Genomic DNA, 17,108 nt, shown 5'->3' on the forward strand with positions numbered 1-17,108 from the left:
TCCCGGAATGGCAGAACCGCTGTCGCTTGTGCTGGTGTTTTCGCAGTGGACATCGCGTCGACCGTAGCCCGTTCGTGTGGTGGATGGGAACCGAATGGAGTGGTTCACAGGATCGAAAAGACCTATCCGACACTGCAGAAAAGCGCTCTACCTCCGCTTACGTGGGATGTGCAGGTGGCATCACCGGTGCGGTGAAAGATGTTTCGTCCGGTAGCAGACGCGCCAGTCCGTCACGCATGTGAGCGATCATCAGTTCATCTGCACGCGATGTGTCGCCGTCGACGATGGCCGCGACGATGTCGGTGTGTTCGTCGATGCGGGCCTGTGCCGATGCGTACGTCCCGCGCATCGCGCCCAAACACATTCGCGTCTCGACGAGGATCGTCTCGTGGATGCGTGAAAGCCTGGGGCTGCGGGCACATTCGACGAGCAGCGCGTGAAAACTCATGTCGGAGTCGGCGATCTCCGGGCCGTTGGGGTCGTCGGCGAACGACTGCATGCGATCGATGGCCTGGTTCAGCGCTGCGATGTCGTCGGGATCGCGACGTGCGACGACCTGCGCCAGTGCAGCGCGTTCCACCGCTGAACGCGCGACGTACATGTCATTGATGTCGGCGTCGTCCATCGAGATGACGAACAGTCCGCGGTTGCGGTAGCTGACCAGCAACCCTTCCTGGGTGAGCCGCTGCATGGCCTCGCGCAGCGGGCCACGACTGACCCCGAGGTCGGCGGCGAGCCCGGCCTCGGTGAGCTGGGATCCCGGCGGGAAGTCACCGGCGGCGATCGCCGTCCGCAGTTTGCGCGCGATGATCGCGGGCGTCGACTCCTGGACCAGCGGTTCGAGCACACGTTTGCGCGGTGTCCCCGAGATGACGCCGCCGGTGTCGGACACCGCCGCGTCGCTCACAGCGCGGTCGCTCATGTCTCCTCGATTCGTTCGTAGCGCAGCGTCTCCCCGCGTGCCCCACCCATCCAGATGTCGTTGCACGCGGCGGCGAACTCGTCGAGACCCTCGACGATGGTGGCGAACACGTTGCCCGGCACCCAGCCGACGTCGCCGTTGAGCAGAAGGTTGTTGCGGCCGTAGAAGACCGCCAGGTCGACCAGCAGTCGATGTTCCCCGGCGGCGCTGCCGGTCTCGTAGCCGTAGGCCGGGTTCTCCAGCACTCCGTCGAAGGTGAAATAGCAGAGGTCGCCGGGGATGGGCGTCACGGTCGAGTTCTCCAGACCGGGTTCGGCCGGGGCGAATCCGGGTACGAGGGTGTAGATCTCGTTGCGGGCGAACTTGCCGTGGTAGACCTGCCCACCGAGGGGCAACGCATCCCACACCGCGCCCGCTGTCGTCGGCGCCTCGACATCGAGCAGGCGGGCCACGGCACTCACCTTCCGTGCAGTCAGCGTCACCCGGAGGTAGCGACTCATGCCGAGACCCTTTCTCGCAGTGTCGGAACGGCGGTGACCGCCTCGACCGCGGCCGCGACGGCCAGGACCAGTGCGTCGGAGTGCCGCGGACCGACGATCTGCAGTCCGGTGGGGAGTCCGTCGACGAGGCCGTTGGGCACGGTGATCGCGGGCTGGCCGGTCAGATTGAAGGGGTAGGTGTACGGCGTCCACGATGTCCAGTCCGGATCGGCGCCCTCGGGCGAATCGCGACCGGCCTCGATGGCCACCGTCGGCATCGAAGGAGTGAGAAGAATGTCATGGGTCTCGTGGAACAGCCCCATCCGCCGCCCGAGGTCCATCCGTACCGCCGTGGCGGCGATGTAGTCCGCGGCCGAGAAGTCCCGGTGTCGGTCCAGCGCTGCGGCGAGGTTGGGGTCGATGCGCTCGAGAGCACCCGGACCGTACGAATCCACCACGGTCGCAGCACCACTGAACCACAGCACGTGGTACGCCCACACCGGGTCCGACATCTCCAGGTCGACCTCCTCGACCGTGGCGCCGAGGTCGGCGGCAGCCGCGATCGACGCCAGGAAGCGCTCGCGCACAGCGGGATCGGTCGTGCCGTATCCCATGTCGGAGCTGTAGGCGACCCGCAGACCGGACAGCGATCCACCGGCGAATCGCTGTGCCGCGGAACTGAAGTCCTCGGTGGCGGCCGGCAGCGCCCACCAGTCGCGCGCATCGGATCCGGAGATGACGGTCAACATCTCGGCGACGTCGCCGACCGTGCGCGCCATCGGTCCGACGTGCGCCAACGTCCCGAAGGGGCTGGCGGGGTAGATGGGTACCCGACCGTGGGTCGGCTTGAACCCGACGACACCGCAGAACGCGGCGGGGATACGGATCGAGCCGCCGCCGTCGGTCCCCACCGACAACGCTCCCAGGCCGGCGGCCAGTGACGCCGCGCTACCGCCGCTGGAGCCACCGGAGGTACGGGAGTGGTCCCACGGATTGCGGGTGACTCCGGTGCGCGGGCTGTCGGTGACACCCTTCCAGCCGAACTCAGGTGAGGTCACCTTGCCGACGAGGACGGCACCGGCCTCGCGCAACCTGGCGACCGCGGGTGAGTCCTCGGTCCATTCGCTGCTGTCGGGGTCGATGAGCATCGACCCCCGCAGCGTCGGCCAGCCCGCCGTGTAGAGCAGGTCCTTGATGGTGACCGGGACACCGTCGAGCGGACCGATCGGCGTCCCGTCGGCGTGGCGCTGCGCCGATGCGCGCGCCGCGGTCAGGGCAGAATCGGGGTCGACCAGGCAGAAGGCGTTGATCGCGGGGTCGTGCTCGTCGATCCCCGCCAGGACGTCGGCGGTTGCCTCCACAGGGGACAGCTCACCGGCGGCGTAGCCGCGTGACAACTCACGCGCGCTCAACCACCGGGGCGACGTCATCGATGATTCCTCCGCAAGAAGTAGGGTCCGCTTTGGTAGATTGTCGACAATCTACCTCGGTGACCGTACCGGGTGCCACCGGTTCGATCCATCGGCCCGGGATGAGTTCGCCATGGAGGTGCGACGACATGGGAGTTCGCGTCGGGATGCTCTACCCCGGATCGAGCGCGGAGGACGAGTACCCCCGGCTCGAACGCCTCCTCGGCGACGGAGTCGAACTCCCCGTCGTCATCACCAGTGTCGGCGTGGACGCCCACGAGGTCGCCGCACTGCTCGACCTGGGACGGAGCGAGCGGCTGTTGACCGGCGCACGGGCCCTCATCGCCGACGCGGCGCGCCCAGACGCGGTGATGTGGGCGTGCACCTCGGGCAGCTTTGTCTTCGGCTGGGACGGCGCGCACCGACAGGCCGCCGAGATCGCCGACGACCTCGGGGTCCCCGCCGGTTCCACCTCGATCGCCTTCGTCGCCGCGTGTCGGGCGCTCGGACTCGAGAAGGTCGCGGTCGCGGCCACCTATCCCCACGACGTGTCGCGTCACTTCGTAGAGTTCCTGGCCCACGGAGGCATCGGGGTGACCGAGCTGGTGTCGCACGACATCCCGACCGCCGAACTCGCCGGCGAGCTGGGCCATGACGAGGTGCTCGAGTTGGCCCGCAGCAACGACTCGTCCGCCGCGCAGGCGGTTCTGATCCCGGACACGGCGCTGCACACCGTCGCGTGGATCGACGAGCTGGAGACGCTGCTGGGCAAACCGGTGCTGACCGCCAATCAGGTGACCGCCTGGTACGGCCTCCGGTTGACCGGTGCGCGCGTGACCTGCCCTGGTCTGGGGTCGCTGTTCCGACGGTGACGTCGCCGCGGTGGAACGTTCGTGTACCGCTACAGTCGATCGGATGACGACCGAAGCGAGCCGGGTCCACGCCTTCACCGACGATGCACTGGGCGATCTCGATGCCACCGGCGTCGCCGCCGCGATCGCCTCGGGCGACATCAGCTCGGCCGACGCCGTCGACGCGGCCATCGCCCGTGCCGACGCCGTGAACGATCGGATCAATGCGATCCAGACCCCCGACTTCGACCGGGCCCGCGGATTCGCACGGAGCCCCGGTGCCGGGGTCTTCGCCGGCGTGCCGACCTTCGTCAAGGACAACACCGACGTCGCCGGGCTCCCCACCGACCAGGGCTCACTGGCGATCAACGCGACACCCGCGCCGCGCAACGCCGGCTTCACCGATCAGTTCCTGTCCACCGGGATGATCAACCTCGGCAAGTCGACGCTGCCGGAGTTCGGGTTCAACGCCAGCACCGAGTACGAGACGTTGCCCCCGACCCGGAACCCCTGGCACACCGGCCATTCCAGCGGTGCGTCGTCGGGTGGATCGGCGGCACTGGTGGCCGCGGGCGTGGTGCCGATCGCCCACGCCAACGACGGCGGCGGGTCGATCAGGATCCCGGCCGCGGCGTGCGGACTGGTGGGACTGAAGATGACCCGCGGTCGCGAGATCATCGACGCCCACGCCGCCGACCTGCCGGTCAACATCATCTCGAACGGTGTCGTGACGCGATCGGTGCGCGACACCGCCACCTTCGTTGCCCAGATCGAGAGGTACCGGTCGGTCGAGCACCTCGCGCCGGTGGGCCTGGTCGAGGGGCCGGGAACGCGGCGACTGCGGATCGGTGTGGTCGACCGGTCGCTGCCGGACACCCCGGTCGATGCCGAGACGCAGGCCGCGGTGCGCGAGACCGCCCGAGTCCTCGCCGACCTCGGGCACGACGTCACCGAGATCGGATTGCCGTTGTCGGAGAAAGACCTCGAGGCGTTTCGACAGGACTTCGAGCACTACTGGGCGCTGATGGGGTTCTCGATCCAGAAGTTCGGCAAACGCGTGATGGGCCCGGGATTCGATCCGACGAAGACCGACGCGCTGACCCAGGGGTTGTCGCGGATGTTCATCCGGCACTTCTGGCGGACCCCGCAGGCGATCTGGCGCCTGCGACAGTCCGAGGCCAAACACCACAGGGCCTTCGCCGATGTCGACCTGATGGTGTCACCGGTCGTCGCGCACACGACACCCGAGATCGGACATCTCTCTCCCGCCAACGGTTTCGACGTCCTGTTCCCCCGCCTGCTCGCCTACGTGAGCTTCACACCGCTCAACAACGCGACCGGCGGACCGGCGATCTCGCTGCCGACCGGACGTACCGGCACGGGGCTGCCCATCGGGGTGCAGCTCGCCGCCGACCACGGCGACGAGGCCACGATGCTCGAGGTGGCCTTCGAACTCGAGGCCGCGACGCCCTTCCGCCGGATCCAGGACGCCGACTGAGGCGTTCGGCGCCGGTCAGGCGGCCGACCCCCGGGCGAACAATGACTGCTCGGCAAACGTGTACCCCGTTGCGACGGTGGGGCGTTCGGAGACGCGGACCGCATCCTGCAGGCTCGCCCACGCCGTGACCTGGTTGGCCGAGAGCACCGGCTTGCCCAGTTCGTGCTCCAGCATCGCCAACACGTCGTAGGTCGGCAGGTTGGTGCACGAGACGAAGACCGCGTCCGCGTCGTCGGAATCGGCAGCGCGGATCAGATCGCAGGTGACGCCGTACGGGATGGTCCAGATGTCGTGGTCGCGACCCAGCCCGGCCTGGCTGACCACCGAGCGGCCCGACTCCGCGAGGTAGTCGCACAGGAGATCGGTCAACGCCGTCACATACGGCGTCGCCACCGCGATGCGACCGAGATCCATCGCATCCAGCGCCCGCAGCAGCGCCTCGGAGGTGGTGACGGCCGCGGGCGCACCGGCCATCCGCATACAGGTCGAGATGGCGCTCGCGCCGGCCATGCCGCGGACGAAACTGCCCGACGCGCAGGCATATCCGACCGCCGACGGGCGGACCGCCATCACCGATCGCACGGCCTGGTCGATGGTCGCGTGATCGGCCAGTTCCGAGCACAGTTCGACGTCGACCGGATGCGGCAGATACGGGGTCCGGGTGATGTGCAGCGAGACGGAGTCGGGCATCCACCGCCACAGCTCACGGTCGAGGGCCATGTCGAAGGGACACACCATCCCGATGCCGATCTGACCCACCTCGTCCGTCATGTGCCGATGATGACACGTGACGGCGACCGCGACAACAGCTACATCGCCGCAGGTGACGGGCTGTTCTCGACGGGCTCGGGGTCGTTGCGGTCAGCGCAACTCGGCCGGTCGGACTCCGGTGCGGCGCGGTCTATTTCTTGGTGGTGCCCGGCAGCATCCCCGAATCGATGATCGGCTTGACGTACCGCTTCGACTCGGCGATGAGGTCGTCGAAATCCGACAGCCCGGCCCATGCAGCGGCCGCGGCGTCGTCGGTGAGATGCTCGACCTCGCCGTACAGTTCGGCTCCGGTGGCGCTCAGCGTCTCACCCTCGGCGGTCCTCTCGACGAGACCGCGGGTGGCCAGGGCGTCGGCGGCGACATCCCACTGCTCGTCCGACCAGCCGCGCGTGATCTGCGACATCTTCTTGCCGAGACCCCGTTTGCGGACGGTCGGATCGGGATGGCGCGCCTCGTGGAACACCACGGCCTCGAGGCGGTCGAATCCCGCACCGACGAGCGCGGCGATGTGGCCGTCGCCGCGCCACTCCCGCAGGATCGCCGTGGCGTGCCACAACCGGAGGTGCGGCGTGTCCGGCGCCGCCGACTCGACCCAGGCCGACGCGAGTGTGCGACCCGCGTACGAGACCGAGGCGCCGATGTCGTAGAAGCGGTCGGCGAGGGTCGACAGCTCCGGGTCGTCGATCCGCTCGCCCAGCGCGACGGTCAGCACCTCGTCGAGCATCTGGAACCGACGATCGATGATCTTGTCCAGGCCGTACGCCTTCGACGCGGTCCACCCGGGATCGATGACCGATGGGCTGAAGTTGAAGAACGCCGCCGACACCACCGACGGCACGCACTCACCGAGCGGGGCGCCGCGCGCACCGACGTACCAGGCGTAGGCATCGAGCCCGGTGTCCTCCTGTGCCTGCTGCAGTCCCGAATTGAAGTACGCCAGCACATTCATCGGCTCGAGGGTCTGGTAGGCGATGCGGGCACGACCACGCGCCTGGTCATCGAATCGGTACGTCACGCGCCTCACTGTGCCAGAGTGATTTCTCGCGAGCGTGTGGAACCACCGCCGAGCGCACCCGAGACGATCACCGACCACGTGATGAGGGGCCCATGACCACCACCAAGAGCGAGCCCGGTTCACTCGGAGCCAGCCTGAAGCCACGACACATCACCATGATCTCCATCGCGGGGGTCATCGGTGCCGGTCTCTTCGTCGGATCCGCCACCGCGATCGAGGCCGCCGGACCCGCGGTCATCATCTCCTACGCACTCGCGGGAACGCTGGTCGTCTTCGTGATGCGGATGCTCGGCGAGATGGCCACCGCCAACCCCGACACCGGGTCGTTCTCGGTCTACTCCGAACGGGCCATGGGCCGCTGGGCCGGCTTCTCCGTCGGGTGGTTGTACTGGTGGTTCTGGGTCCTGGTGATACCGGTCGAGGCGACCGCCGCGGCGTCCATCCTCAGCCGGGTGATCGGCAGCGAGCAGTGGGTGTGGGCGCTGGCCGTCACACTGCTGCTGACGGCGACCAACCTCGCCAGCGTCGGCAACTACGGCGAGTTCGAGTTCTGGTTCGCCCTCATCAAAGTCGTTGCCATCGTTGCCTTCATCGTCATCGGCGTACTGGCCATCGTGGGCGTATTCCCGGGCTCGGACGTGAGCGGGGTGAGCAAGCTCTGGGAACCCGACGGCTTCCTGCCCAACGGGTTCGGCGCGGTGATCGCAGCGATGCTCACCACCATGTTCTCGTTCATGGGCTCGGAGATCGTCACCATCGCCGCCGCGGAGTCCCCCGACCCCGCCAAGGGCATCAGCAAAGCCGTCAACTCCGTGATCTGGCGGATCTTCCTGTTCTACATCGGCTCGATCTTCGTCGTGGTGGCACTGGTGCCCTACGACAGGCTCGACGACGGCTCGTACCAGACGGTGTTGCAGGCCATCGGGATTCCGGGTTCTGCGCGCATCATGGACATCGTCGTCCTGACCGCGGTCGCGTCGTGTCTCAACTCGGCGCTCTACACCGCCTCGCGGATGCTGTTCTCGCTCGGTGCGCGCGGCGACGCGCCCTCGGTGGTCCGTCGACTCACCGGCAACGGCGTCCCGTGGGTCGCCGTCATCGCGTCGATGGTGCTCGGATTCCTCGCGGTCGTCGGCAATTACGTGTTGCCCGACAAGATCTTCGGATATCTGCTGGCCACGAGTGGCGCGGTGGCTCTGTTCATCTACCTCGCGATCGCCGTCAGCCAGCTGAGGCTGGGCCGGTCGATGCGTGCCTCCGGCGAGACACCGCCGGTACGGATGTGGCTGTTCCCGTATGCGACATCGGCGGTCATCGTGTTCATCGTCGTGGTGCTGGTCCTGATGGCCTTCGACGAGAACCAGCAGCAGGCCATCTCGTTCTCGGTCGCGCTGGCCGTGATCATCGTCGCGATCGGCATCTACCGACAGCGCACGTTGGGCAGCTCGAACGCCGCGGGCGACTCGACCACCGAGAAGGATTCGATTGTCTGACAACGACCCCCGCACCGATCGCCCCGCGCACACCTATGTGTCGGTCCACGCGGACCGGTTCCTCACCGACGCGATCGCCGGCTTCGTCGCCGCGCAGGACCACATCGAATGGGAGTCCGACCCCGGTTTCCTGCACCGCACCGACCGCACCGACGACGGGGTCGCCCTGGTGTCGGGCGGCGGTTCCGGCCACGAACCCATGCACGCGGCGATGATCGGTGCGGGCATGCTCGACGCCGCGTGCCCGGGCCTGGTCTTCACCTCCCCCAACGCGCTGCAGATCGCCGGTGCCACCCGCCACGCCGACCGCGGGGCGGGCGTACTCCACATCGTCAAGAACTACACCGGTGACGTGATGAACTTCCGGGTCGCGAGGAACATGGTCCGCGACGAGGTCGCCACCGACCACGTGCTCATCGACGACGACGTGGCGACCGAAACCGACCACGACGGTCCCGGCCGCCGCGGTACCGGGGCGACGGTGATCGTCGAGAAGATCTGTGGGGCGGCCGCCGCACGCGGCGACGACCTGAGCACCGTCGCCGAGCTCGGCCGTCGGGTCGCGGCCGGGTCGCGCAGTTTCTCGGTCGCATTCGCGCCGTGCACCGTGCCCGGCGCGAGCCGGCCGAGTTTCGACCTCCCGCCGGGCGACATGGAGTTCGGGGTCGGAATCCACGGCGAGGCCGGCGTCGACCGGCTACCGCAGCAACCCGCCGACGAACTGGTCGCGGGCATGCTCGACCGGATTCTCGCCTCCCTGTCGCCCGGCGACGGTGAGCCGCTGATCGCGTTCGTCAACGGCCTCGGCGCCACACACCCGCTCGAGCTCAACGTGGTGTTCGACCAGGTCGTCCGCCAGCTCACCGACCGCGGACACGAGGTCCGCCGAAACATCGTCGGGACGCTCGTCACCGCGCTGGACATGGCGGGTTTCTCGATCACGCTGGTGCGCTGCGACGACGAGATCGTCGACCTGTTCGACGCGCCCACCGGCGCACCCGGATGGCCCGCGCAGACCGCGACCGGCGGGTCACGCCCGGTCGACGTGGGCTTCGCCGAGCCCGACGATTCCGCCGACACCGGCGACGAGTCGCCCTGGTTGAGCGCGTTCGTCGGCCGGGTCCAGGAGTCGATCGACGAGCTGACCGAACTCGACCGTCAGGCCGGCGACGGTGATTTCGGCACGAACATGGCTGCGGCCCTGGGTCATTTCAGCGTGCCACTGCACGGGACGGATCCGGACGTGTTGCGCGCTCTGAGCACGTCGTTCCTCGTGCGCGCCGGGGGCACCTCGGGCGCGCTGTTCGGACTGTTCTTCGCCGAACTCGCCCGCGCCTTCGACGACTCGGACGATCGGGGTGACGCCCTGCGCACCGGGGTCGCCGAGGCATTGCGACAGATCCAGGACCTCGGCGGCGCCGACGTCGGGGACAACACCCTTGTCGATGCCCTGTCCCCCGCCGCCGACGCCCTCGCCCGCGGTATGTCGCTGTCCGACGTCGCCGCGGCGTCGGCCGACGGGGCGGAGTCCACCCGCGAACTGGTCGCGTCGCGCGGCCGCGCGAGCTACGTCGGCGATCGAGCGCGCGGTGTAATCGACCCCGGCGCGTTGGTGATCTCGTGGTTCTTCGGCGCGGCCGCCGAGCGCGCCTGACGTGTCGGTGACCGACCGTCGATCGGGGGTTCGACTCGCGGCGTGGGCGTGGCTGATCGGCGGGATCGTCTACTTCCTCACCGAGGCCGTGGCCGCGGTCCGCTACCCGGACTACAGCTACTCCCGGGACTACATCAGCGCGCTCGGTGTCCCGAACACGTCGCCGTCGGCGGTCCTGATGAACCTCGGCGCGTTCGTCGTCCACGGCATCCTGTTCGCCGCCGGCGGCATCCTGCTCGTCCGCGCGATCGGACGGACGAGTCGGGGACGTACCGCGTTCGTCGTGCTCACGGTGATCAACGGCGTCGGCAACGTGGGAGTCGGGGTGTTCCACGCCGGGGCCAGTCCCCTGCACGGCTTCGGTGCGCTGCTCGCGATCGTCGGAGGCAACGCGGCCATGATCGTCGCAGGCAGGGTGTTCGCCGAGATCGGGGCGCCGCGCTGGTACTGCGTCGCCTCCCGTGTCGCAGGCGTGATCGGTATCGCGAGCTTCGTCGCGCTCCTGGCCATCGCGGGCGCGGACACCGGCCTCGAGGGCGCCGTCGAGCGCGGCGCCGTCTACTCGATCATCGGCTGGGACATCGTCACCGGCCTGGTGCTGCTGCTGGTCCTGCCGGGTCGGCGGGCCGCGCAGCCCCCACCTCGCGGGTAGAAGTGCACTATGGGGTGATGACTGATTTATCCGGCACAGTGTTCGTCGTCGTCGGCGCCACCGGCGCCCTGGGTTCCCGCATCGCCACGTTGCTCGCCGACGCCGGCGCGACACTGACGATCTCCGGTCGATCGGCCGACAAACTCGACGCACTGGGTATCGACGGTGCACACACCGTCACCGCGGACCTGCGTGAGCCGGCCGCGGCGGCGCAGGTCATCGACGCCGCCAAGGAGAAGCACGGTCGGATCGACGGCGTCGTGAACGCGGCCGGGGTCGCGGCCTTCGGGCCAGTGGCCGAGATCGACGACGACACCGTCGACGACCTGGTACTCATCGACTTCCTCGGACCGCTGCGTCTGCTGCGGGCAGCGTTGTCCGCCGTCGAGGAGGGCGGCGTCGTCGTCGGGATCAGTGCAGTTCTGGCCGAACAGCCCGTCGCCGGGATGGCGACCTACTCCGCGGTGAAGGCGGCCGCGTCGACGCTGTACATCGCGGCGGCAAAAGAGGCGCGCCGCAGCAAGATCCGCGTGGTCGACGTCCGGCCGCCGCACACCGAGACCGGACTGGTCGACCGGGCCATCGCCGGCGATCCGCCGAAGATGCCCGAGGGCATCTCACCGGACGCGGTCGCGAAGCGCGTCCTGTCGGCCATCACCGGCGGCGAGCGCGAAGTGCCCAGCAGCGAATTCGATGCGGAGTAGTACCACCGCGATCTGACCGACAGCGCAGCCTCTCCGTCGACGCCGGGAACATTCGACTCTCCCCACGGCATCGAAGTGTCATCCGCCGGTTCTCGCCGGACGACACGCACCGAGAGGCTCGACCCGATGACGCACCCCATGAGTGGCGCCGCGCGCCGCCACATCCGGCGATTCGTCGCCATCACCACGTTTGTCCTGGCGATGCTCGTGGCCGCACCGCTGGCGAGCGGCATCGTCACCGGTTTCGGCGAGACGTCGGCGTCGGCGACCACCGGTTGCGATGCAACGGCCGCGAGCCTGACCGCCGAACTGGCTGGGTTCGAGGCCAAGGTCACCGCGTACAACGCCGAGGTCGGGGCTCTGAACGCGGCAGGCGGAGGCACCCCCGGGCAGGTTGCCGCCTACGACGCACGCAAGGCCCAGCTAGTCGCCGAGGGCAACGCGTTCATCGCCAAGACCACACAGTGCCAGTCGGCCGGTGTCGGCTCGGGAGTGGCGAGACCCCGCCTTCCCGGTGAGCCGTCGTCGTCGAGGCCCGCGCCCGCTGCCGCCCCTGCGGCCCCGCGTGCGCCGCCGGCCCCGACAGCGTCTGCACCCCCGGTCCGGACCGCACCGCCGGTCGCCCAGCGGGCACCCGCTGCACCATCACGTCCGATTGCACCGGCCCCCAGGGCGGCGCCGTCGAGTGCGACGCCGCAGTCACCCGGCGCAGCGCGGCCGAACACCGCGACTTCGGCGGCCCCCGAGCCTGTCGACTACGGCAGCACTCCGCAGAGCCGTGTCAGCGATCCCGCGTTCCAGAAGCGGTACTACGACTCCGCTGGACGGCGCAAAGATCAATACGCCACCGACGATTTCGGGAACCCGATTCCGCAGGCACGGATCGACAGTGCGGGCCGGTGGACGCCTGTCGACGAGAAGATCGACATCAAGGCCCGTCCCGGGATGGCCCGGCAGGTCCCCGCGCTGCACACCGATCGCGCTGCGATCGATCCCATCGCGAAGGAACGTGCCGCAGCACTCGGGCAACTCAGTGCGGCCCGGCAACGATTCGACGACGAGGTGAAGCGAAACGGTGAGCCGTCACCCGCGGCCGAGAAGGCGCTGAAGGAAGCACACGACCGGGTCACCACGGTGGGCGCGACGTTCGGCGAGGCGTCGGCCCGGGCCGCCATCCACCAGGAATTCCCGACCGAGAGATACGACGTGGAAGAGCTGACCGACCGCGACCACATGGGTGGACCCGGTGAGCCCGACCAGCTGTACATGGTCACCCCCAGGGACGGGGGCAAGCCCTTCCCGGTCCTCGTCGAGGCCAAGTCGCCCAGCAGCAGCCTGGGGTCGAGGCTCTATGAAGGTAAGCGCGTTCAGCAGGGCACCACCGAATACGCTGAGAGCATCGCCGAGGCCTTGCGCACGAAGAATGCGAAACTCGCACGGGCCATCGGTCAAGGTCTTCGCTCGGGCACTCTGCGATACCTCCTGGTGCGGGCCACGGTGACTCCGGACGGGTCGTGGGCCGGGACCAGCATCCAGACCTTCCGGTGACGCATCCGCGCCGACCATGAGAGGACATCATGCCCACCGATCGCCACCCCGTCGATCACGACGAGGCACGACGCCAGGCCGGCGAAACGGCCGAGGTGCTCTTCGATGGCGAGATACCGGACATCACGAGCGGAGTGGCCGAGGTCCAGACAAGCGCACCCGGTTTCGCAGAGGCACTCGCCTTGTGGCTCATCGCGAACGATCCATCCGCGCAGGAGGTACGGACGATCGACGCGGCGGCGTTGACGTCCGACCTCACCGCCGGCATGTTCCTGGCTGCCGCGGTAGAGCCAGGTGCCCCTTTCTCGGTCACCGTGAACGGCTCGCCGATGACGTTCCATGGGAACGGCATTCACTTCCACATCGCGCTCGACACGTGGATGCCGGTCTACTGGTGGTACCGGCTGTCCCGCAGCACTCAGTCGCGTGCGGCGGTCAATGTCCTGACCAGGGACCAGATCCTGCGGGACGGGCACTGGGCGCGGCACCGGGTGCACATGTACGACGCGTTCATCGCCCTCGACAACGACGAACCGGACTGGATCGACCACGTCCACCTCGCGCTCGAGACCGTCGGCCGTCCCGCTCCCACCGACGGCATGGAAGCGCAGTACATCCACAAACCGTTGCTCCACATGCTCATCGCCATCGACGACGACAACCAGGACGCGTTCACCGACGCCCTCGTCACGGGTATCGAGACCCACCGCAGGTACTGGACCCGAAACGAGAAGTTCGCCGCTGACTGCGAAGGCTTCACCTCGATCCCCCTCGCCGCGATCTGCGCCCTGGCTGTCGACCGCGGACTCACCATCGCGGTCGAATCCGACTACCTGCCCAGTGGGCTCATCGCGCCCAGCTGGTACCCGGTGATGAAGGGTTCAGTCGGGTAGGACATCGGCGATCGGCGTGTTCTGTCCGGCGGCCACCCACCACTGACCGTCGCGCTCGACCAGCACGTACATCGCCATCTCGGACAAGCCACCGGTGATCGCACGGCGCGCGATCTGCGCCACCACGACGCCGGCGCTCGGCGCCACGACCTGCGCGAGTTCGAAGACCGACCGCGGTTCGGCGGGGGTGCCGTGCATGAACGAGCGGTGAATGGCGTTCAGTGCCTCGAACCCGTTGAGCACCTCCCCTTTCGGCGACCCCCAGAGGACGTCGTCGGCGAAGGTCAGGTCATAGGTGTCCGCGTTGCCGGTGTCGTGACCGTGTTGCAGGTGCTCGAGGAGCCCGGCGACGGCGTCGTGGTCGCGGCCGGTGTCGAGTGCGGGTCGGTCTGTCGTCTCGTTCATGGTTCGACGGTAAAACCTCAAGTCAGCTTCACGTCAACACCGACCGAGGGACCGATGACTTCTGGGATGTCGTCGAGTCGGTATCTGTGTGGCACCGATCCGCACGCCGCCACCGTGCTCGATGAGAGGATCGACATGACAATCGCTCACCTGCTGGCCGTCGTACCCGTCCGCGACATCGACATCGCGAACGACTGGTACGGGAAGCTCTTCGGCCGCCCGGCCACCAACAACCCGATGCCGAGTCTCGTGGAATGGCAGGTCGTGGACAACGGCTGGGTTCAGGTCAGCGTCGACACCGAACGAGCCGGATCGGGCCTGCTGAACCTCGCCGTCGACGACATCGACGCGCACGTCGCCGAACTGGCAGCGCGCGGATTGACCGCCGGTGAGATCCAGACCGTGACGAAAGGGGTTCAGCTGTCGGCGATCACCGACCCCGACGGCAACACCATCACCGTCATCGGAGGCTTTCGCGAAACGTACTAGACGGAAAGTGCGGCAGGTCAGACGTTCTCGACCGACGCACGAAACGCGTCGTAGGTGGACTGCAGCGCCTCGGCGCGCGCGTCGGCGTCACCCATCTGCATCGCGTCCGGGCCGCACAACCGGTCCATCGCCAGGTGCATCAACGACATCCACACGGTGACGACGACGCGGACCGAGAGGTCCTCGGCGTCGGCTCCGGTGCGGGCGGCGATCTTCTCGCTGAGCCGACTGAACTTCGCCTCGCTCATCTCGGCGCCACGACCGCTCACCGACGGCGACGACAGAGCGATCCGGTTCATCACCTCGAAGCGATCGAGATCGACATTCGACGCGGCCGGGCAGTTCCCACACATCACCGCGGTGTGCGCGTTGAGCAGGGCCTGGAACTCGTTGCCGGTCCGCGGTTCGGCGTCGAGAGCGGCCGCGACGGCGGTGACCATGTCGTCGATGGGCGCGAGGATGACGTCTTCCTTGGTCGCGAAGTAGCGGTTGAACGTGCGCGGTGAGATGTCCGCGGCGTCCGCGATCTGCTCGACCGTGGTCGCATCGAATCCCTGGCTGTCGCACAGTTCCAACGCGACCTCGATGAGCCGAGCCCTGGTCTGGAGCTTCTTGCGTTCCCGAAGACCGGCTCTGGCCTGGGGGTTCTCCGACTCGACGACTGTCACGAACGCAAGCATACTCGCCGTATCGGCACTTTTCTGCAGTCAGCGCCAATTGTCTATTTCCGACTTCTGGCGCTTGACGACTTCTGTCTGACTCTGCCACTATTGCTCTCAGCCACTCGCCAACCCACCAGAGATTCGAGGAATCGTGGCAATCAGAGACTCAACCGACCTTCTCGCCGACACAACGTCGACGACCCCCGACACCCCGTCCACCGGCGGCAATCGCAAATGGTGGGCCCTGGGCATCATCGCCTTGGCGCAACTGATGGTCGTCCTCGACGCCACCATCATCACCATCGCGCTGCCGTTCGCCCAGACCGATCTCGGCATCTCCGACGCCAACCGCCAGTGGGCCCTGACCGCCTACACGCTGCTGTTCGGCGGACTGCTGCTCCTCGGCGGGCGCATGGCCGACTACCTCGGACGACGCAAGATGTTCCTCATCGGACTCGCCGGCTTCGCATTGTCCTCCGCCGCAGCGGGTCTCGCCTGGAACGGCGCGTCGTTCTTCGCCGGACGCGCACTCCAGGGCGTGTTCGCGGCAATGCTCGCACCGGCAGCACTGTCGCTGATCACGGTGACGTTCGTCGAGCAGAAGGAACGTGCCCGCGCGCTCGCGGTCTACGCCGGTGTCTCCGGTGGTGGCGCGGCGATCGGTCTCATCGCCGGTGGCGCTCTCACCGAGTACTTCTCGTGGCGCTGGACCCTGCTCATCAACACCCCGATCGCCCTGATCGCCGCCATCGGCGGACTGATCCTGGTGATCCGCGACCAGCCCGTCACCCGACGCGGCAGCTACGACCTGCCCGGCGCCGTGACGGTCACCGCCGCATTGGTCAGCCTGGTCTACGGCTTCACCAAGGCCGCCGAATCCGGTTGGGGCGCAGCATCGACGGTGTCGCTGCTGATCGCCGGCGTCGTCCTGCTCGCCGCGTTCATCGCCATCGAGATGCGCGTGTCCAATCCTTTGCTCCCGCTGCGGATCCCGGGTGAGATCAACCGCGGTGGCGCGTTCCTGATCTCGTTCATCGTGCCCATCCCCATGTTCGCGATGTTCCTGTTCCTGAGCTACTACTTCCAGAACACGCTCGGCGAGACCCCGCTGCGCACCGGCGTCCTGTTCCTCCCGTTCCCGATCTTCATCGTGATCGGTGCCGGACTGGCCAGTTCGCTGCTCCCGCGTTTCGGACCGCGCGCACTGCTGGTGGGCGGATCGGCCCTGGCCACCGCGGGCCTGCTGTACCTGGCCCAGCTCGACACCGACTCCACCTGGCTCGTGAACGTTCTCCCCGCGATGATCCTGATCGCCGCGGGCATGGGACTGGTGTTCGTCTCGATGCAGACGGTCGCGCTGCATCGCGTCGACGCCGACGACTCGGGAGTGGCCAGTGCACTGGTCAACACCACCCAGCAGATCGGCGGCTCGATCGGCCTGGCGCTGCTGAGCACCATCGTCGCGCAGGTGTTCGCCGGTCGGCCGAACACCGACACACCTGCGGGCCTGAAGGAGGCGAACATCTTCAGCTACGACGTCGCCTTCTACTCCGGAGCGGGCTTCATGGCCGTCGCCCTGGTGGTCGCGCTGTTCACGATCCGGATGCGCAAGCAGGATCTGGCCGACGAGTCACCGGATCCCCTGCTCGTCGCCTGAGCACCA

The 17,108-nt window shown here is 68.0% G+C and carries 17 protein-coding genes; 10 read left to right on the top strand and 7 right to left on the bottom strand.

Going from position 1 to position 17,108, the window contains the following annotated elements; translation table 11 throughout:
• Nucleotides 1-157 precede the first annotated feature (157 nt).
• The 3 genes from JHC79_RS12215 to JHC79_RS12225 are packed head-to-tail and all read right to left on the bottom strand — an operon-like array spanning nucleotide 158 to nucleotide 2,831.
• Nucleotides 158-922, bottom strand: coding sequence for a GntR family transcriptional regulator (locus JHC79_RS12215; protein WP_296391088.1), 765 nt, complete (start codon nucleotides 920-922; stop codon nucleotides 158-160).
• Nucleotides 919-1,422, bottom strand: coding sequence for a DUF3830 family protein (locus tag JHC79_RS12220; RefSeq protein ID WP_296391090.1), 504 nt, complete (start codon nucleotides 1,420-1,422; stop codon nucleotides 919-921). The genes JHC79_RS12215 and JHC79_RS12220 overlap by 4 nt, the downstream gene beginning before the upstream one ends.
• The gene (locus JHC79_RS12225; RefSeq protein ID WP_296391092.1) at nucleotides 1,419-2,831 is read right to left on the bottom strand and encodes an amidase; all 1,413 of its coding nucleotides are present in this window, start codon (nucleotides 2,829-2,831) and stop codon (nucleotides 1,419-1,421) included. Before JHC79_RS12225 ends, JHC79_RS12220 begins: the two co-directional genes overlap by 4 nt.
• 128 nt (nucleotides 2,832-2,959) lie before the next feature.
• Here JHC79_RS12225 and JHC79_RS12230 point away from each other — a divergent pair, with 128 nt between their 5' ends.
• Together JHC79_RS12230 and JHC79_RS12235 are read left to right on the top strand one after the other, a co-directional pair.
• Nucleotides 2,960-3,682 carry a maleate cis-trans isomerase gene (locus JHC79_RS12230; RefSeq protein WP_296391094.1) on the top strand — a complete coding sequence of 241 codons (723 nt, stop codon included), beginning with the start codon at nucleotides 2,960-2,962 and terminating at the stop codon, nucleotides 3,680-3,682.
• 43 nt (nucleotides 3,683-3,725) lie between these two features.
• On the top strand, nucleotides 3,726-5,159 hold the full coding sequence (locus JHC79_RS12235) for an amidase (protein ID WP_296391096.1): 1,434 nt from the start codon (nucleotides 3,726-3,728) through the stop codon (nucleotides 5,157-5,159).
• A gap of 15 nt (nucleotides 5,160-5,174) precedes the next feature.
• On the opposite strand, the gene JHC79_RS12240 is transcribed toward JHC79_RS12235, so the two are convergent.
• Together JHC79_RS12240 and JHC79_RS12245 are read right to left on the bottom strand one after the other, a co-directional pair.
• Nucleotides 5,175-5,930 (bottom strand): Asp/Glu/hydantoin racemase, encoded by a 756-nt coding sequence (locus JHC79_RS12240; protein WP_296391098.1) that lies wholly within the window; start codon nucleotides 5,928-5,930, stop codon nucleotides 5,175-5,177.
• 130 nt (nucleotides 5,931-6,060) lie between these two features.
• Complete coding sequence (locus JHC79_RS12245) at nucleotides 6,061-6,945, bottom strand: hypothetical protein (RefSeq protein WP_366782688.1); 885 nt, start codon at nucleotides 6,943-6,945, stop codon at nucleotides 6,061-6,063.
• A gap of 92 nt (nucleotides 6,946-7,037) precedes the next feature.
• On the opposite strand from JHC79_RS12245, the gene JHC79_RS12250 reads away from it, so the two are divergent.
• The 6 genes from JHC79_RS12250 (at nucleotide 7,038) to JHC79_RS12275 (ending at nucleotide 13,889) form a co-directional block, all read left to right on the top strand.
• On the top strand, nucleotides 7,038-8,438 hold the full coding sequence (locus JHC79_RS12250) for an amino acid permease (protein WP_296391101.1): 1,401 nt from the start codon (nucleotides 7,038-7,040) through the stop codon (nucleotides 8,436-8,438).
• On the top strand, nucleotides 8,431-10,092 hold the full coding sequence (locus tag JHC79_RS12255; RefSeq protein WP_296391102.1) for a dihydroxyacetone kinase family protein: 1,662 nt from the start codon (nucleotides 8,431-8,433) through the stop codon (nucleotides 10,090-10,092). Before JHC79_RS12250 ends, JHC79_RS12255 begins: the two co-directional genes overlap by 8 nt.
• Before the next feature lie 7 nt (nucleotides 10,093-10,099).
• Nucleotides 10,100-10,744 (top strand): DUF998 domain-containing protein, encoded by a 645-nt coding sequence (locus JHC79_RS12260; protein WP_296391105.1) that lies wholly within the window; start codon nucleotides 10,100-10,102, stop codon nucleotides 10,742-10,744.
• A 17-nt stretch (nucleotides 10,745-10,761) separates the two neighbouring features.
• Nucleotides 10,762-11,448 (top strand): SDR family NAD(P)-dependent oxidoreductase, encoded by a 687-nt coding sequence (locus JHC79_RS12265; RefSeq protein ID WP_296391107.1) that lies wholly within the window; start codon nucleotides 10,762-10,764, stop codon nucleotides 11,446-11,448.
• A 126-nt stretch (nucleotides 11,449-11,574) separates the two neighbouring features.
• Nucleotides 11,575-12,996, top strand: coding sequence for a hypothetical protein (locus tag JHC79_RS12270; RefSeq protein WP_296391110.1), 1,422 nt, complete (start codon nucleotides 11,575-11,577; stop codon nucleotides 12,994-12,996).
• A gap of 29 nt (nucleotides 12,997-13,025) precedes the next feature.
• The gene (locus tag JHC79_RS12275) at nucleotides 13,026-13,889 is read left to right on the top strand and encodes an immunity 49 family protein (RefSeq protein WP_296391112.1); all 864 of its coding nucleotides are present in this window, start codon (nucleotides 13,026-13,028) and stop codon (nucleotides 13,887-13,889) included.
• Here JHC79_RS12275 and JHC79_RS12280 read toward each other — a convergent pair.
• Nucleotides 13,878-14,294 (bottom strand): SgcJ/EcaC family oxidoreductase, encoded by a 417-nt coding sequence (locus JHC79_RS12280; protein ID WP_296391114.1) that lies wholly within the window; start codon nucleotides 14,292-14,294, stop codon nucleotides 13,878-13,880. The genes JHC79_RS12275 and JHC79_RS12280 overlap by 12 nt on opposite strands.
• Before the next feature lie 135 nt (nucleotides 14,295-14,429).
• On the opposite strand from JHC79_RS12280, the gene JHC79_RS12285 reads away from it, so the two are divergent.
• A complete protein-coding gene (locus tag JHC79_RS12285; protein WP_296391116.1) occupies nucleotides 14,430-14,783 on the top strand; it encodes a VOC family protein in 354 nt (117 codons plus the stop codon).
• A gap of 17 nt (nucleotides 14,784-14,800) precedes the next feature.
• On the opposite strand, the gene JHC79_RS12290 is transcribed toward JHC79_RS12285, so the two are convergent.
• Complete coding sequence (locus tag JHC79_RS12290; RefSeq protein WP_296391117.1) at nucleotides 14,801-15,451, bottom strand: TetR family transcriptional regulator; 651 nt, start codon at nucleotides 15,449-15,451, stop codon at nucleotides 14,801-14,803.
• A 145-nt stretch (nucleotides 15,452-15,596) separates the two neighbouring features.
• Here JHC79_RS12290 and JHC79_RS12295 point away from each other — a divergent pair, with 145 nt between their 5' ends.
• A complete protein-coding gene (locus JHC79_RS12295) occupies nucleotides 15,597-17,102 on the top strand; it encodes an MFS transporter (RefSeq protein ID WP_296391119.1) in 1,506 nt (501 codons plus the stop codon).
• Nucleotides 17,103-17,108 lie beyond the last annotated feature (6 nt).

This window comes from Williamsia sp. (assembly GCF_016462415.1).
GTDB lineage: Bacteria > Actinomycetota > Actinomycetes > Mycobacteriales > Mycobacteriaceae > Williamsia_A.

Coding starts and splice junctions, on each gene's coding strand:
- JHC79_RS12215 (WP_296391088.1), bottom strand. CDS start 922: ATGAGCGACCGCGCTGTGAGCGACGCGGCGGTGTCCGACACCGGCGGC.
- JHC79_RS12220 (WP_296391090.1), bottom strand. CDS start 1,422: ATGAGTCGCTACCTCCGGGTGACGCTGACTGCACGGAAGGTGAGTGCC.
- JHC79_RS12225 (WP_296391092.1), bottom strand. CDS start 2,831: ATGACGTCGCCCCGGTGGTTGAGCGCGCGTGAGTTGTCACGCGGCTAC.
- JHC79_RS12230 (WP_296391094.1), top strand. CDS start 2,960: ATGGGAGTTCGCGTCGGGATGCTCTACCCCGGATCGAGCGCGGAGGAC.
- JHC79_RS12235 (WP_296391096.1), top strand. CDS start 3,726: ATGACGACCGAAGCGAGCCGGGTCCACGCCTTCACCGACGATGCACTG.
- JHC79_RS12240 (WP_296391098.1), bottom strand. CDS start 5,930: ATGACGGACGAGGTGGGTCAGATCGGCATCGGGATGGTGTGTCCCTTC.
- JHC79_RS12250 (WP_296391101.1), top strand. CDS start 7,038: ATGACCACCACCAAGAGCGAGCCCGGTTCACTCGGAGCCAGCCTGAAG.
- JHC79_RS12265 (WP_296391107.1), top strand. CDS start 10,762: ATGACTGATTTATCCGGCACAGTGTTCGTCGTCGTCGGCGCCACCGGC.
- JHC79_RS12270 (WP_296391110.1), top strand. CDS start 11,575: ATGACGCACCCCATGAGTGGCGCCGCGCGCCGCCACATCCGGCGATTC.
- JHC79_RS12275 (WP_296391112.1), top strand. CDS start 13,026: ATGCCCACCGATCGCCACCCCGTCGATCACGACGAGGCACGACGCCAG.
- JHC79_RS12280 (WP_296391114.1), bottom strand. CDS start 14,294: ATGAACGAGACGACAGACCGACCCGCACTCGACACCGGCCGCGACCAC.
- JHC79_RS12285 (WP_296391116.1), top strand. CDS start 14,430: ATGACAATCGCTCACCTGCTGGCCGTCGTACCCGTCCGCGACATCGAC.